The organism is Sphingobium chungbukense (genome assembly GCF_001005725.1).
Classification (GTDB): Bacteria; Pseudomonadota; Alphaproteobacteria; order Sphingomonadales; family Sphingomonadaceae; genus Sphingobium; species Sphingobium chungbukense.
This window is the reverse complement of sequence record NZ_LBIC01000004.1, coordinates 330849-344138: the sequence shown is the minus strand read 5'-3', so window position 1 is coordinate 344138 and position 13290 is coordinate 330849. Positions and strand designations below refer to the sequence as shown.

The 13290-nt window shown below is 63.0% G+C and carries 21 protein-coding genes and 1 pseudogene; 16 read left to right on the top strand and 6 right to left on the bottom strand.

Annotated features, from left to right (window positions below; translation table 11 throughout):
* The first annotated feature begins 5 nt into the window (after nt 1-5).
* The 3 genes from YP76_RS26990 to YP76_RS10970 are packed head-to-tail and all read left to right on the top strand — an operon-like array spanning nt 6 to nt 2323.
* Nucleotides 6-419 (top strand): endonuclease domain-containing protein, encoded by a 414-nt coding sequence (locus YP76_RS26990; RefSeq protein WP_232307511.1) that lies wholly within the window; start codon nt 6-8, stop codon nt 417-419.
* Between the two features lie 5 nt (nt 420-424).
* Nucleotides 425-1480, top strand: a complete 1056-nt coding sequence (locus tag YP76_RS10975) for a ribonucleotide-diphosphate reductase subunit beta (protein WP_046763624.1) — start codon at nt 425-427, stop codon at nt 1478-1480.
* 6 nt (nt 1481-1486) lie between these two features.
* The gene (locus tag YP76_RS10970) at nt 1487-2323 is read left to right on the top strand and encodes a DUF6414 family protein (protein ID WP_046763623.1); all 837 of its coding nucleotides are present in this window, start codon (nt 1487-1489) and stop codon (nt 2321-2323) included.
* Between the two features lie 9 nt (nt 2324-2332).
* On the opposite strand, the gene YP76_RS10965 is transcribed toward YP76_RS10970, so the two are convergent.
* Together YP76_RS10965 and YP76_RS10960 are read right to left on the bottom strand one after the other, a co-directional pair.
* Entirely contained in the window at nt 2333-2614 is a 282-nt protein-coding gene (locus tag YP76_RS10965; protein WP_046763622.1) for a type II toxin-antitoxin system RelE/ParE family toxin, read from the bottom strand.
* The gene (locus YP76_RS10960) at nt 2604-2777 is read right to left on the bottom strand and encodes a hypothetical protein (RefSeq protein WP_157035750.1); all 174 of its coding nucleotides are present in this window, start codon (nt 2775-2777) and stop codon (nt 2604-2606) included. Before YP76_RS10960 ends, YP76_RS10965 begins: the two co-directional genes overlap by 11 nt.
* Nucleotides 2778-2896: 119 nt before the next feature.
* Between YP76_RS10960 and YP76_RS10955 the strand changes: the two genes are divergently transcribed.
* Both YP76_RS10955 and YP76_RS10950 read left to right on the top strand, forming a co-directional pair.
* Entirely contained in the window at nt 2897-3085 is a 189-nt protein-coding gene (locus YP76_RS10955; protein WP_046763620.1) for a hypothetical protein, read from the top strand.
* A 154-nt stretch (nt 3086-3239) separates the two neighbouring features.
* A complete protein-coding gene (locus tag YP76_RS10950) occupies nt 3240-3740 on the top strand; it encodes a glycine zipper 2TM domain-containing protein (RefSeq protein WP_046763619.1) in 501 nt (166 codons plus the stop codon).
* Between the two features lie 38 nt (nt 3741-3778).
* Here the strand turns inward: YP76_RS10950 and YP76_RS10945 are convergent, their stop codons facing one another.
* Complete coding sequence (locus tag YP76_RS10945; RefSeq protein ID WP_046763618.1) at nt 3779-4366, bottom strand: thermonuclease family protein; 588 nt, start codon at nt 4364-4366, stop codon at nt 3779-3781.
* A gap of 116 nt (nt 4367-4482) precedes the next feature.
* On the opposite strand from YP76_RS10945, the gene YP76_RS10940 reads away from it, so the two are divergent.
* On the top strand, nt 4483-4875 hold the full coding sequence (locus YP76_RS10940) for a group II truncated hemoglobin (protein ID WP_046763617.1): 393 nt from the start codon (nt 4483-4485) through the stop codon (nt 4873-4875).
* A 73-nt stretch (nt 4876-4948) separates the two neighbouring features.
* On the opposite strand, the gene YP76_RS10935 is transcribed toward YP76_RS10940, so the two are convergent.
* Nucleotides 4949-5254 (bottom strand): hypothetical protein, encoded by a 306-nt coding sequence (locus tag YP76_RS10935; RefSeq protein WP_046763616.1) that lies wholly within the window; start codon nt 5252-5254, stop codon nt 4949-4951.
* Between the two features lie 146 nt (nt 5255-5400).
* Here YP76_RS10935 and YP76_RS10930 point away from each other — a divergent pair, with 146 nt between their 5' ends.
* The 5 genes from YP76_RS10930 (at nt 5401) to YP76_RS10910 (ending at nt 8748) form a co-directional block, all read left to right on the top strand.
* Entirely contained in the window at nt 5401-5781 is a 381-nt protein-coding gene (locus YP76_RS10930) for a RidA family protein (protein ID WP_046763615.1), read from the top strand.
* A 5-nt stretch (nt 5782-5786) separates the two neighbouring features.
* Nucleotides 5787-6143 (top strand): ArsC family reductase, encoded by a 357-nt coding sequence (locus YP76_RS10925; RefSeq protein ID WP_046763699.1) that lies wholly within the window; start codon nt 5787-5789, stop codon nt 6141-6143.
* An 11-nt stretch (nt 6144-6154) separates the two neighbouring features.
* Nucleotides 6155-7180: a glycerophosphodiester phosphodiesterase gene (locus tag YP76_RS10920; protein WP_408640436.1), complete on the top strand. Its 1026-nt coding sequence runs from the start codon at nt 6155-6157 to the stop codon at nt 7178-7180.
* Between the two features lie 39 nt (nt 7181-7219).
* Complete coding sequence (locus tag YP76_RS10915) at nt 7220-7645, top strand: RrF2 family transcriptional regulator (protein WP_046763613.1); 426 nt, start codon at nt 7220-7222, stop codon at nt 7643-7645.
* Nucleotides 7646-8091: 446 nt separating this feature from the next.
* Complete coding sequence (locus YP76_RS10910; RefSeq protein WP_046763612.1) at nt 8092-8748, top strand: MBL fold metallo-hydrolase; 657 nt, start codon at nt 8092-8094, stop codon at nt 8746-8748.
* A 2-nt stretch (nt 8749-8750) separates the two neighbouring features.
* Here the strand turns inward: YP76_RS10910 and YP76_RS10905 are convergent, their stop codons facing one another.
* A complete protein-coding gene (locus tag YP76_RS10905) occupies nt 8751-9182 on the bottom strand; it encodes an MAPEG family protein (protein ID WP_046763611.1) in 432 nt (143 codons plus the stop codon).
* A gap of 208 nt (nt 9183-9390) precedes the next feature.
* Between YP76_RS10905 and rpmF the strand changes: the two genes are divergently transcribed.
* From rpmF to YP76_RS10880, 5 genes and pseudogenes are all read left to right on the top strand, one after another.
* Entirely contained in the window at nt 9391-9570 is a 180-nt protein-coding gene (gene rpmF / locus YP76_RS10900) for a 50S ribosomal protein L32 (RefSeq protein WP_013848214.1), read from the top strand.
* 68 nt (nt 9571-9638) lie between these two features.
* The gene (gene plsX / locus YP76_RS10895) at nt 9639-10664 is read left to right on the top strand and encodes a phosphate acyltransferase PlsX (protein WP_046763698.1); all 1026 of its coding nucleotides are present in this window, start codon (nt 9639-9641) and stop codon (nt 10662-10664) included.
* Nucleotides 10661-11629, top strand: a complete 969-nt coding sequence (locus tag YP76_RS10890; protein ID WP_046763610.1) for a beta-ketoacyl-ACP synthase III — start codon at nt 10661-10663, stop codon at nt 11627-11629. Before plsX ends, YP76_RS10890 begins: the two co-directional genes overlap by 4 nt.
* A gap of 365 nt (nt 11630-11994) precedes the next feature.
* A pseudogene (locus YP76_RS10885) lies at nt 11995-12218 on the top strand (HU family DNA-binding protein); the annotation flags it as partial.
* A 155-nt stretch (nt 12219-12373) separates the two neighbouring features.
* Nucleotides 12374-12739, top strand: coding sequence for a MerR family transcriptional regulator (locus tag YP76_RS10880; RefSeq protein ID WP_046763609.1), 366 nt, complete (start codon nt 12374-12376; stop codon nt 12737-12739).
* A 23-nt stretch (nt 12740-12762) separates the two neighbouring features.
* On the opposite strand, the gene YP76_RS10875 is transcribed toward YP76_RS10880, so the two are convergent.
* Nucleotides 12763-13284, bottom strand: a complete 522-nt coding sequence (locus tag YP76_RS10875) for a GNAT family N-acetyltransferase (protein WP_046763608.1) — start codon at nt 13282-13284, stop codon at nt 12763-12765.
* Between the last annotated feature and the right edge of the window lie 6 nt (nt 13285-13290).

Here is a 13290-nt window from a genome sequence, read left to right as displayed (position 1 = left end):
GGAAGGTGAGGGGTAAGGCCCCAAACCCGACGATCATCCGCGCAAGAGAACTCCGCCGCAACGCAACCGACGCCGAGAAATGCCTATGGGCTCTCCTTCGCGAAAAACTGCCCGCAGCGAAGTTCCGCCGCCAGGTTCCCATCGGCCCCTATTTCGCAGATTTAGCCTCTCATGCCGCCCGCCTGATCATCGAACTGGACGGCGGCCAGCATGAAGAAGCGACAGACGCGCCCCGCACCGCCTTCCTCGAAAGCGAAGGCTATCGCGTGATCCGCTTCTGGAACCATGAACTGGTAGAAAATCCTGAAGGCGTACTGGCCTCCATCGCTGCCTTCACCCCTCACCCTCCCATCGCTGGCGCGATGGGCCCTTCCCTCTCCCACAAGGGGAGAGGGTCTGGTAAAATGTTCGCGGAGTAACCACCATGCCTCTTCTTCAAGCCAGCAAGGTCTACAAGCCCTTCGAATATCCCTGGGCCTATGAATTCTGGAAGCGCCAGCAGCAGCTCCACTGGCTGCCGGAGGAAGTGCCGCTGGGCGAGGATTGCCGCGACTGGGCGCAGAAGCTCAGCGACCATGAACGCAACCTCCTGACCCAGATTTTCCGCTTCTTCACCCAGGCGGACGTGGAGGTGCAGGACTGCTACCACGAAAAATATGGCCGCGTGTTCAAGCCGACCGAAATCAAGATGATGCTGACCGCCTTCAGCAACATGGAAACGGTCCATATCGCCGCCTACTCGCACCTGCTCGACACCATCGGCATGCCCGAGAGCGAATATAGCGCCTTCATGCAATATAAGGAGATGAAGGACAAACACGACTATCTCCAGCAGTTCGGCGTCGACACGGACGAGGACATCGCCAAGACGCTGGCCATGTTCGGCGGCTTCACCGAAGGGCTACAGCTTTTCGCCTCCTTCGCCATGCTGATGAACTTCCCGCGCTTCAACAAGATGAAGGGCATGGGCCAGATCGTGAGCTGGTCGGTCCGCGACGAGACGCTGCATTGCGAAGGCATCATCCGCCTGTTCCACGCCTTCGTGAAGGAACGCGACTGCCTGACCCCGTCCGTCAAGGACGACATCATGGACATGTGTCAGAAGACGGTCCGGATCGAGGACGCCTTCGTCGATCTCGTCTTCGAAATGGGGCCCGTGCCCGGCATGACGCCCAAGGACATCAAGAAATATGTCCGTTACATCGCCGACTGGCGCCTGGGACAGTTGGGCCTGAAGCCGATCTACATGATCGACGAGCATCCGCTGCCCTGGCTGACCCCGCTGCTGAACGGCGTGGAGCACGCCAACTTCTTCGAAACCCGCGCCACGGAATATTCGAAGGCGGCGACCCGCGGCCAGTGGAACGATGTGTGGGATGCGTTCGACCGCCGCTCCAAGCTCAAGGGCACCCCCGCCGCCAACGCCGACGAAACCGCCGACCCGGACATGTTCAAGGCAGCGGGCATCGCAGCGGAGTAAAAATGAGTGGCCGCCTCGAAAGTATATGACTTTCTATATGCCGATCACGAGAAAGTTGCTTCTATCCTGTCACAGATTGAGGAGGATGGCGCTCTTAAGGAAACCGCCGTCCGTGCTCAAAAAGGTAAGGATCACAAGACTGGCTTTTCAGCCAAGGTAGGTGGTCTGGGGGGTGAGATCGGTACGAATCGAGGCCATCAATATGAAGTTCGTCAAACTTACGATCCACTGTGGCGAAATTCACGGAAACTGATCGAATATATTGGGAGAACTAGCCAGAAGCCAGAGCTGCTGATTGGCCAAATGTGCGTCATGGAAGGTGACCTAATCGCGTTCGACCAATCCGTACTTTCCAAGCTAATGGCGGCAACCTCGATGCGAGATTTCATCGCATCTGGTATCAAGGAAGATGATGATCAGAAAAAATCTGCTCAGAAGAAAATTCGGGATAAAATGAAAGAAGCCGAAGTTATACAGAAATATATAGAAACTCTCGGCTTAAGTATACAGTTTGTATTATGTACATTGCAAACGGGGTTCTGGTTCAATATAAATAGAGATTATCTTTATCTGCATGAAACGGATATTCCGCTTAAATATCCGATAACGATAAGTGGGAAGTGGCAGATTTTGGGGATCATTGATGCTTTGCCTAATGATCAATTTTCATTGGATCATCTTTACGATGCTGGAGCAAGCCCGCACATCCCTAATATGATTACCCATTTGGCTCAACTTATCTGGGGTACTTCGGTATCGTTCGGCAGGCCTCTTGCTTCCTATGGCTTAAAGCCATTGGCAATTTTTCGTGAAATTGTGCTTCCAGCATTCAAGTCTAGCTGAGGGTTGCAGCTAGGATGGATATTTCCGCCGCGCATGAATGATCGTCAGCACATCAACCTCGGTATCTGATGCGATCCGATAGACGATCAAATAAGGCAGCCCAACTACCGAAAACTCACGTGTGTCTTCCACCAGTCCGGCACGTCCCAGCAACGGAAACTGCCCAAACATCATCGCCGTCTGCACGATCCGAGCGACCACGCGATCTGCCGCCCGCTCATCATCCTGCGCAATCCAATCCCGGATTGCTGCCAGATCATCCCGCGCTTGCGGCGTAAAATTAACGTTCAAGCCCGAAGTCGCGTAAAATCTTGTCCATCGGGATCAGGCTCGACCGATCCTGCGCCTGCGCCAGCCCGCGCTCGACCTTGGCGCGTTTCCACGCCTCATGGCCGCACTCTATCGCACCGCCATGCTCGGCCAATTTGTCTCGCAGATCGTTGCGCGTTTTCATGAACCGAAGAATGCCTCTTGCGTCCGGCGATTGCAAGGCGACCGCGCCGTTTCGGACCAATCTCCCGCCGGAATGGATCGGCACGTTTCCTTAACCACCAACGCCTTACCCTCACACCCATGTTCGGCGTCCGCCTCTCCTCCCTCTTCACCAGCCGCTGGATGGCGCTGCTTTGGGCGGTGCTGGTGATCCTGACGGCGATCCAGTTCGTCGGCGCCTCGGACGACAACGCAGCGCAGGCAGGGCAGGGCGCCCCGACCGACACCCTCACCGATCAGCAGAAGGCCGCGATCAACAGCGTCCTCTGACCCCCCGCCGCTCCGCCGATGGTGTCACCTATGTCACCCCGATCCCACAGCGCAGCCTGACCGCCGCATGAACGCCTCGTTTTGTTCCGTTCATGCAACGTTTAGGCGCCTTGGGTTGTTGTGCTTCGAGAAGACATTGCCAAGGGAGCCAAAGATGAAGTTCACCCTGAAAGCCGCCATCGCCGCCCTGTCGCTTGGCGCCGTCGCCTTGAGCGCGGCCCCCGCCGCCGCCGATCCGCCGCCCTGGGCGGGGCACGGCAATCATGGCAATCCCGGCCATGGCCGCGACGACTGGAAACATGGCGGCAAGCACGACCGCGGCTACAACCGTCCCGGCCGCGTCATCTACAGCTATGACTGGAACCGCCCCGATCCGCGCTACGGCCGTTACTATCGCCCCGACCGCTATTATCGCGGCGGCTATGAACCGATCCGCGTCACCCGTGGCACGCGCATCTATCGCGGCTATGACGACCGCTATTATTGCCGCCGCTCGGACGGCACCACCGGCCTCATCGTCGGCGCGGCGCTGGGCGGCCTGATCGGCAGCCAGATCGATCGCGGCCGCTCCAACACCGCGGGCATATTGATCGGCGGCGGCGCAGGCGCGCTGCTCGGCCGCGAAATCGACCGCGGCAGCCTCAACTGCCGTTGAACGAAAAGCGGGGAAGGGGGGCACCCCTTCCCCATTTCCTAACACCAGGGCCGCCGCGCCCCATCCCATTCCCGCGCCAGCCCCTCGGCGACCAGCGCCTCGCCCAGCGATTGACCGCCCCGCGTCACCACCCGCAAAGCGCGCCCGTAACGATCCGTATCCCGATCCCCGCTCTCCAGCGAAAAAGGCCCGGCGTTCAACATTTCCTGCAAACGCTGCGTCGCCCGCGCGCCCAGCGCGGCCTCCTCCGGACAGCGTGGCGGATGCGTCTCCGGCGCGTCTATGTCCATCACCCGCACCCGCTCCCCGCGAAACCAGAAAGTGTCGCCATCGACCACGCAGTTGGTTCCGCCGCCCGTGTGGCAAAATCCGAACTGGGCCGACAAGCTGTCGCCGGACACCGGCATCACCGCCTCCCGGCGGCTCTGGAGGCGCTGCATCAGATCGGGCCCGAACCATCCCATTCCCGCCCCGATCAGCACCCCGGCGACCACCAGCACCGCAAAGGAAGGCGCGTTCGTCCGCCGCCGCTTCAGCCGCACCACCCCCGACCGCCGCGCTTCACGACGCCATGCCGTCTCGCTGCGCTTCCTGTCCGCCCCATTTGTCCCCGATCGCCGCTTCATGACGCGGCCTTAACGAAACTTGCCCGCCCCGTCTCGCGCCAAAGCCGTCATTTTGACCCGGATCAATGACAGTCCGCTCCCATCGGCCACCCTGGAACCGCCAGCAGGAGCCAGCCATGACCACCCCTTACACCCGCATCGGCGGCGAACCGACCATCGCCGCCATCGCCAACCGCTTCTACGATCTGATCGAGCGGGACCCGGCCTATGCCGATCTGCGCGCCATCCACGCCGCGGATTTGAGTGCCGTGCGCCATGGCCTTGTCCGCTTCCTGACCGGCTGGGCGGGTGGCCCCCGCGACTGGTTCGAACGCGGCCAGTGCATCATGACGCTGCACCGCGCTTTCCCGATCACGCCCGCTCTGGCGGATCAGTGGTCCGCCGCCATGACCCGCGCCATCGACGCCCAGCCCGGCCTCGATCCCGACCTCGCATCGGCCCTGGCCAAGGCGCTCGATCACATGGCCCATGCCATGATCAACCTGTCGCTGGACCAGGACGCCGCCTAGATCGGCTGCTCCAAGTCTTTTGTTTAACGCGATTTCTTAACCGTCCGATGATGCCATCTGACTGGAAATCGCCCTAATCCTCATCCTCGGTCGGGCCGAGGCTGTCCTCCTCATCGTCCATCTGCGGCTCGCCGGCAAAGGCGTCGGTGTCGATCCGCCCCGAACGGTTCATCTCCTCCATCTTCTCGACCAGGTCGGGCGTGTCGTCGGGGATGATCTGCGCCGGATTGGGGCGGCCGCCCCGCTCGCTGTCCTCCGCCCGGTCGGTCGAGCGCAGCCGGGCATCCTCGGCCACATCCTGCGCCTGTGACCCGGCATCGGCCTGTTCGCTATTCTCCTCGTCCATATCGGGCAGGCGGTTCTTGTCGGGCTGATCCATGGCATGTCTCCTTCTGCCTGGAAACGGCCCAGCCGTCCGCCTGTTCCTCCGGCCGTGCCGCGCGCGCAAAAGCCTCTGGACAGCATCCTGCCGACCGGGCAAGAGCCGCCTCGATCCTTTTCGCTCCTTCTGCTCAAGGAACTTCCATGCCCCGCCAGCTTATTTCCTCCGGCTCGCCTTTCGAGGCGCAGGTCGGCTATTCGCGCGCCGTCGTCCAGGGCGACTGGTGCTTCGTCGCCGGCACCACCGGCACCGACCCTGAAACCAAGGCGATGCCCGAATCCGTGGTCGACCAGGGCAGGAATGCGCTGAAGGTCATCGGCAAGGCGCTGGAGGAGGCCGGCTTCTCCTTCGCCGACGTGGTCCGCGTGACCTATTATATCAGCGACCCGGCCTATTGGGACGTTCTGGGCGAAGCGACCGCGCCGGTCTTCGGGGAAATCCGCCCTGCCGCCACCTGCGTCGTCGCCGGCCTCATCAAGCCGGAGATGAAGATCGAGATCGAAGTCACCGCGTTCAAGGGATGACAGCCATGCTCACCATGTACGGCATCAAGAATTGCGACACGATCAAGAAGGCGCGCAATTTCCTCGACAATAGCGGCAAGTCCTACAGCTTCCACGATTACAAGGTGTCGGGCGTCGATGAAACCGCCCTGCGCGGCTGGGTCGAGGAACATGGGTGGGAAACCATCCTCAACCGGTCCGGCACGACCTTCAAGGCACTGGATGCCGGGGACAAGGCGCATATCGACGCGGACAAGGCGGTGCTGCTGATGATGAGCAATCCCTCGATGATCAAGCGCCCGATCCTGGACCTGGGCGGCCGCACCATCGTCGGCTTCAAGGCGACCACCTATGAGGACGCTCTGGAGGGCGTGAAGGCATGACCCCGGGGAGGATGTTCCGAAGCTTCGCCATCCTCCTCCTCAGCTTCGTGACGGTGGCGCCCCTGATGGCCGAACCCTTCATCATCGCCCATCGCGGCGCCAGCGGCGAGCGGCCCGAACAGACGCTCGCCGCCTATGAACGGGCGATCGACCAGGGCGCCGACTATATCGAGCCCGATCTGGTGCTGACCCGGGACGGCGTGCTCGTCGCCCGGCATGAAAATGAGATAAGCGGCACCACCGATGTCGCGGATCACCCCGAATTCGCCGCCCGCAGGACGACCAAGACCATCGACGGCCAGTCCATCACCGGCTGGTTCACGGAGGATTTCACCCTGGCCGAGCTGCGCACCCTGCGCGCCCGCGAGCGCCTGGCCGAACTTCGCCCCGCCAACAGCCGCTTCAACGATCTCTACCCGATCCCGACCTTCGAGGAGATATTGAAGCTGGTCCGCGCCAAGGAGGCGGAAACCGGCCGCCGCATCGGCCTTTATCCCGAAACCAAGCATCCGAGCTATTTCGCCGGCATCGGCTTGCCGCATCAGGCGCCGCTCCTCGCGCTGCTCAGCCGATATGGCTATCAGACGGAGGCTGATCCGGTCTTCATCCAGTCCTTCGAGGTCGGCAATCTGAAGGCCCTGCGCGCCGCGTCCCGCCTGCGCCTGATCCAGCTTGTCGAGGGCGAGGGCGGCCCCGCCGACGCGCCGGGCACCACCTATGCCGACATGATGACGACGCAGGGGCTGAAGCAGATCGCGGATTATGCCGACGGCATCGGCCCCGCCACCGCGATGGTACTCGCGCCCGAAGGCCCGACGGGGCTGGTCGGGCGCGCCCATGATGCGGGACTGCAAGTCCATGTCTGGACGCTGCGCATGGAAAACAGCTTCCTGCCCACCGCCTTCCAGCGCCCCGACGATCCGCAGGGGAGGGGGGACTTTGCCGGCTATGTCCGGGCGGTCGCCGGCACGGGCGTCGACGCCCTGTTCAGCGATTTTCCGAAACAGGCGCGCCAGGCGTTGAATCCCGCGCCCTGATGACTTGTCAAATCTTCGGCGGGAGCGAATAACAGCCTTATGCTTTCGCAGAAGACCCGTTACGCCATCCGTGCCCTCCAGCATCTCGCAGACCGCTACCGGCAAGGCCCGGTGCCCCTGAACGAGATCGCCACGCGCCAGAATATTCCGTCCAAATTCCTGACGGTGATCCTGTCGGAACTGGCGCGGGAGGGGCTGGTGGCGACGCAGCGGGGACGCGACGGCGGCTATTGGCTGGCGCTGGCCCCGGTCGACATCAGCTATGGCGACATCGTCCGGCTGACCCGCGGCTCGCTCGCGCTCACGCCCTGCGCCAGCCGTTTCGCGCATGAGACCTGCACCAACTGCCTGCCCGAATCGGAATGCCGGTTGCATAGGGTGATGCTCCGCGTGCGCGACGAAACGGCCAAGGTTCTGGACGGCATCAGCCTCGCCGAACCCTTCGCGACCGAGGAATTGGGGTAAGGGGGCGGCCTTTTGGCCATCAATTGCCCCTGAGCGCGCCGTGTTCCTGCGAAGGCAGGAACGCAGTCCTGCCCTTGGCGGATCATCGCACCGTTTGAACTAGAGCATCGTGCGCAAAAGTGGGAACCGGTTTTGCGCTTAAAGCGATGCGACAACAAAAGCTGAGAGCGCGCGACTTGCGTACGATTTAACGCAGCGCGCTCTAAGTCTTTTATTTGCCGCTATTTCTTAACCGTCAGATGATGCCATCTGACTGGAAATCGCTCTAGGCTCTCGCGAGCCACTCGTCTCGTTCGAGCGCCTTCGCAGGAGTATGGTATGCCTGATGCAACTACCGCGACCAGAACGTCCGCTCGCCACCCGATCCCCCTTCAACCCAATCGCAAAACGGCCTGCGCCTCCCCCAAAGCCTTGCACCCGGCCCACAGCTTCGCCACATCAACGGCATGACGACTCCGCCTCTCAAAGCCGCCCTGATCCCCGTCACCCCGCTCCAGCAGAATTGCACGCTCTTCTGGTGCACGGCGACCAATCGCGGCGCTTTCGTCGATCCGGGCGGCGACCTGCCGGTGCTGAAGAAGGCGGCGGAACAGCATGGCGTCACCATCGAGAAGATCCTCGTCACCCACGGCCATATCGACCATTGCGGCCAGGCGGGCATCCTGGCCCGCGATCTTGGCGTGCCCATCGAAGGTCCGCATGAGGACGATCGCTTCTGGATCGACCGGCTGGGCGAAGACGGCGCCAAATATGGCATCAATGGCGAGAGCTTCGAACCCGACCGCTGGCTCAAGGATGGCGACCGGGTGACGGTCGGCAATCTGACGCTCGATGTCTATCATTGCCCCGGCCATACGCCGGGCCATGTCGTGTTCCATCACGCCCCCAGCAAGCTTGCCATCGTCGGCGACGTGCTGTTCCAGGGGTCGATCGGTCGCACCGACTTCCCCAGGGGCAATCATCAGCATCTGATCGACGCGATCACCGGCAAGCTCTGGCCGCTGGGCGGCGACACGGCCTTCGTCCCCGGCCACGGCCCGATGAGCAACTTCGCCCATGAACGCCGCACCAATCCCTTCGTCGGGGATGCCGCGCTGGCCTGATCCTACCGAATCATCGCCATGGCCGGCGGCGCCGGAACCTCCCGCGTCGCCCCATAAGCGAGGACGAGCGCCGCCACCGCCATGCCGACCATCACGATCCAGGTCAGCATCGCCCCGCCCCCGCGCCAGGCCGTCGGCTTTTCCGCATCCATCCCGAACGCATGGGCGATTCGCGCCAGCACCAGCACCAGCGCCGCCCCCCAGAGCCAGATCGACGCGCCGACCGCCAATTCCACCAACCCGAAGAGAATCAGCGTCACCGGCACATATTCGATGAAATTGGCATGGGCCCGCATCCGCTTGGCCAGCAATGCGCTGCCGCCGTCGCCATGCAGCACCTTATCCGCCATCCGGATTCGCGCGCAGCGAATCCCCAGCCACATGTTGAGCAGCGCGCAGGCCGCGGCCAGAGTCAGCGTGATCGGCAGCAACATCGGATTTCCCCCACATTATCGTGACGCCGGCACAATAAGGCGACAGGATGCCGGGGCAAGAAGGACTTGCGCCATGTCCAAAAAACGCTATAGGCGCAGGGCTTCGCGATCATCCGGGCCGCATGGGTCTGCGGCGCCGTTGGCGTCAGCATCCATGTGGAACTGGTCAGTCGCACTAACAGATCAATTTATGGAATAAGGTGCCGACATGGCTGTCCCCAAGAGGAAAACGTCCCCGTCCCGCCGTGGCATGCGTCGCAGCCATGACTCGCTGCGCGTCGAGGCCTATCAGGAATGCTCGAACTGCGGCGAACTGAAGCGTCCGCACAACCTGTGTGATGCCTGTGGCCACTATAACGGCCGCGAAGTCGTCGCCGTCGGGGCCTGACGCTCAAGAATTTCTCCTGAAAAGGGTGCGTTAACTTGTCCAGCCAACCGCGAATCGCAATCGACGCGATGGGCGGGGATGAAGGCGTACGCGTGATGATGGCGGGCGTAGCGCTCGCCCGTCGCCGTCATGACGGGTTGCGCTTCACCCTTTTCGGAGACGAGGCGCGGATCAAGTCCGCGCTCGACCATCACCCCAATCTGCGCGCCGCGTCGGAAATCGTCCACGCGCCCGATGTCGTGGATTCGGGTGACAAGCCCAGCGTCGCCATCCGCAAGAAGACCAGCTCCATGAGCATGGCGATCGCGGCGGTGAAGGCTGGGACATGCGGCGCTGCGGTCTCTTCCGGCAATACCGGCGCGCTGATGGCGATGGCAAAGCTCGCGCTGCGCACCATGAAGGGAGTCGACCGCCCGGCGCTCGCCGCCATGTTGCCGACCCTGGGCGACAATGACGTGGTCATGCTCGACCTGGGCGCCAATACCGAATGCGACGCGCGCAACCTGGTGCAGTTCGCGGTGATGGGCGCGGCCTATGCCCGCATCGCCCTCGACCTGGAACGCCCCCGCGTCCGCTTGATGAACATCGGCACGGAAGAGATGAAGGGCACGGAGGAAATCCGCGACGCCGCCGCGATCCTGCGCGCCGCGACCAGCCTCCCACTGTCCTTCGAAGGCTTCACCGAAGGCGACAAGATCGGCCGGGGCGACGTCGACGTCATCGTGTCGGACGGCTTTTCCGGCAATGTGGCGCTCAAGACGGCGGAGGGCACGGCCCGCTTCGTCACCGACCTTTTGCGTACCGCCTTCACCAGCTCGATCCGCTCGAAGCTCGGTTTCCTGATCTCCAAGCCGGCGATGCATCTGCTGCGCCATCATCTCGACCCCAACAATCATAATGGCGCCGTCTTCCTTGGCCTCAACGGCGTGGTCGTGAAGAGCCATGGCAGCGCCAATGACAAGGGGGTCGCCAACGCCGTCCATGTCGCCGCCCGGCTGCTGGAGGAAGACATCACCCGGCGCATCGCCGCCGACATGCATGGGATCGAGGGGCTGACCGCTCCCGCATCCAGGATGGAGCTGCCCGCAAAGTGATCCGCCGATCCGTTCTCCTGGGCACGGGCTCCGCTCTGCCCGTTCGCGCCGTCAGCAACGCCGAATTGGCGCAGACCGTGGACACGAGCGACGAATGGATCGTCGAGCGCACCGGTATCCGCAACCGCTATCTGGCGGGAGAGGGCGAAACCACCGCGACGCTCGCCACCGACGCGGCCAAGGCGGCGCTGGAAGCGGCTGGCCTGTCCGCGCAGGACATCGACCTGATCGTGCTGGCGACCGCCACGCCCGACCAGACCTTCCCGGCCACCGCCACCATCGTTCAGGCCGCGCTCGGCATCGACGATTGCGTCGCCTTCGACGTGGCGGCGGTCTGTTCCGGCTTCCTCTATGCCGTCACCGTGGCCGACAGCATGATCCGCTCGGGCGCGGTGCGGAACGCCATCGTGATCGGTTCGGAAACCTTCAGCCGCATCCTCGACTGGGAAGACCGCACCACCTGCGTCCTCTTCGGGGACGGCGCGGGCGCGGTCGTGCTGGGTGCGGAGGAGAGCGAAGACGGCCAGCGCGGCATCCTCGCCTCGAAGCTCCATGCCGACGGCCGTCACAACCAGTTGCTCTATGTCGACGGCGGCCCCTCGACCACCCAGACGGTCGGCAAGCTGCGCATGAAGGGGCAGGAGGTCTTCCGCCATGCCGTCACCAACCTCGCTTCGGTGTTGACCGAGGTGATGGCCGCCGCGGACATGAGTCCGGCGGACATCGACTGGCTGGTCCCGCACCAGGCCAATGCCCGCATCCTCGACGCGACCGCGCGCAAGCTGAAACTGGCGCCGGAAAAGGTGGTGATGACGGTCGATCGTCATGCGAACACGTCCGCCGCTTCGGTTCCCCTGGCGCTCGATCTTGCGATGCGCGACGGGCGTGTCCAGCCGGGCGACCTGCTCGTTCTGGAGGCGATGGGCGGCGGCTTCACCTGGGGCGCCTGCGTTCTGCGGGTCTGACGCCTCGCGCGGAAAAGCGGCCACCGCCTTTGCCCCTGGAACGCGGCGGGATTGCAAAAGACCGGATCGCGCGTTGGGACTTTGGCCGTCGCCTCGTTTTTGCACCAGACTTCCTCCCGCGGCTTCGCGAAAAGCGTTAAGGTCGGAGGGCGTGCAGGATGATGGCGCCGGAGAATGGGAAGCTGAATGCTGCCCATTTTGGCATGCCATGCCCAAAATCCCCCTTTGGGACCCTATCTCCCCCATTTTTCACGATTTTTTAAGGCTTTTGACGGCTCCTGATCTTGCCGAATCACGCAGAATCGCGCACATTATCGAATGATCACCCGCATTTAGGCTCGACGGGTATCAGGTGGGGAAGTGCTATGAGCGGTACAGGAACTCTGACCCGCGCGGATCTCGCGGAGAGTGTCAACCGTCATATTGGCCTGTCGCGGGCTGAAGCGGCAACGATAATCGAATCCATATTGGAACATATGTCCTCCGCGCTCGAACGCGGGGAAAATGTGAAGATCTCCAGCTTCGGCACCTTCGTCCTGCGCGACAAGACGCAGCGCATGGGCCGCAACCGAAAACGGGGGTCGAAGTGCCGATCGAACCGCGCCGGGTCCTGACCTTTCGCGCCAGCCAGACCATGCGGGATCGCGTCGCCCATATGTAAGGGGGGCTCAGGAAAGGCTCCCTCAAAATTGCCATTTCCCCGGAGGTTGACCTTGGCGCCGCTAAAGGTGCAACATCGGTGCCATGGAAAAGGCTGAGGGTGCATTTCTGACGATCAGTGAGCTGGCAGGCGAACTGGGTCTTCCGCAGCATATCCTGCGCTATTGGGAGACGCGCTTCACGCAGCTCCGGCCGCTTCAGCGATCGGGCAACCGGCGCTATTACCGGCCGGCCGATGTGGTGCTGGTGCGCCGCATCAACCATCTGCTGAATGTCGAGGGCTTCACGGTGCGGGGCGCGCAGAAAGCGCTGGCGGACGGCGTGGCCACCCCGCTGGCGATGGAACCCGCGCCCGCTTCGGCCGTCAATGGCGAAGCGGTCCCCGGTGCCGATCTGCTCCCCCGGCTGGAAGCCATCCGCGCGACGCTGGCGAGGGCGATCGGCGAATAGCGGCACCTGTTCGCAATCGAGGGTCAGGTCACCGGCGCCGCGTAGATCAGGTCGCGAAACGGCACGTCGCCCACCATGAAGATGGTTTCACCCGTTTCCGCGAAGCCGTGCCGCGCATAGAAACGCTGCGCCCGTTCATTGCCCTGATAGACGGCGAGCAGCAGCCGTTTCGCTCCACGCCGCCGTGCTTCCTCCCTCACCAGGGCCAGCAACGCAGCGCCGTTGCCCCCGCCCTGCCAGCCGGAAAGCAGGTAGATGCGCTTGAGCTCCAGATCGTCCGGCCCCGTCTCGACCGGCAACTTGGGCGGTGTCAGCAGTGCATAGCCGACCGGCGCGCCCAGTGGGGTCTCGCCGATCAGGATCGTCTGCGCGGGATCGGCCAAAGCCTCAGCATAAAAGGCTTCGCCATGCGCGTCCCGGACATGGGCGATCAGCGCGTCGCCAGGATGGTCGAAGGCGAAGCTGGCGAGGAACGTCGCCCCGCCCAACAGCGAAAGCGCCGCCGCATCGCGTGCCTCCGCCCGTCGCCAGAGGATCGGCGTCACGTCCCG

Excerpts from the sequence above, each read along its gene's own strand:
- YP76_RS10975 (WP_046763624.1), top strand. The coding sequence starts at position 425 with ATGCCTCTTCTTCAAGCCAGCAAGGTCTACAAGCCCTTCGAATATCCC.
- YP76_RS10960 (WP_157035750.1), bottom strand. The coding sequence starts at position 2,777 with ATGAAAACGCGCAACGATCTGCGAGACAAATTGGCCGAGCATGGCGGT.
- YP76_RS10955 (WP_046763620.1), top strand. The coding sequence starts at position 2,897 with ATGTTCGGCGTCCGCCTCTCCTCCCTCTTCACCAGCCGCTGGATGGCG.
- YP76_RS10950 (WP_046763619.1), top strand. The coding sequence starts at position 3,240 with ATGAAGTTCACCCTGAAAGCCGCCATCGCCGCCCTGTCGCTTGGCGCC.
- YP76_RS10945 (WP_046763618.1), bottom strand. The coding sequence starts at position 4,366 with ATGAAGCGGCGATCGGGGACAAATGGGGCGGACAGGAAGCGCAGCGAG.
- YP76_RS10940 (WP_046763617.1), top strand. The coding sequence starts at position 4,483 with ATGACCACCCCTTACACCCGCATCGGCGGCGAACCGACCATCGCCGCC.
- YP76_RS10935 (WP_046763616.1), bottom strand. The coding sequence starts at position 5,254 with ATGGATCAGCCCGACAAGAACCGCCTGCCCGATATGGACGAGGAGAAT.
- YP76_RS10930 (WP_046763615.1), top strand. The coding sequence starts at position 5,401 with ATGCCCCGCCAGCTTATTTCCTCCGGCTCGCCTTTCGAGGCGCAGGTC.
- YP76_RS10925 (WP_046763699.1), top strand. The coding sequence starts at position 5,787 with ATGCTCACCATGTACGGCATCAAGAATTGCGACACGATCAAGAAGGCG.
- YP76_RS10920 (WP_408640436.1), top strand. The coding sequence starts at position 6,155 with ATGTTCCGAAGCTTCGCCATCCTCCTCCTCAGCTTCGTGACGGTGGCG.
- YP76_RS10915 (WP_046763613.1), top strand. The coding sequence starts at position 7,220 with ATGCTTTCGCAGAAGACCCGTTACGCCATCCGTGCCCTCCAGCATCTC.
- YP76_RS10910 (WP_046763612.1), top strand. The coding sequence starts at position 8,092 with ATGACGACTCCGCCTCTCAAAGCCGCCCTGATCCCCGTCACCCCGCTC.
- YP76_RS10905 (WP_046763611.1), bottom strand. The coding sequence starts at position 9,182 with ATGTTGCTGCCGATCACGCTGACTCTGGCCGCGGCCTGCGCGCTGCTC.
- rpmF (WP_013848214.1), top strand. The coding sequence starts at position 9,391 with ATGGCTGTCCCCAAGAGGAAAACGTCCCCGTCCCGCCGTGGCATGCGT.
- plsX (WP_046763698.1), top strand. The coding sequence starts at position 9,639 with ATGGGCGGGGATGAAGGCGTACGCGTGATGATGGCGGGCGTAGCGCTC.
- YP76_RS10880 (WP_046763609.1), top strand. The coding sequence starts at position 12,374 with ATGGAAAAGGCTGAGGGTGCATTTCTGACGATCAGTGAGCTGGCAGGC.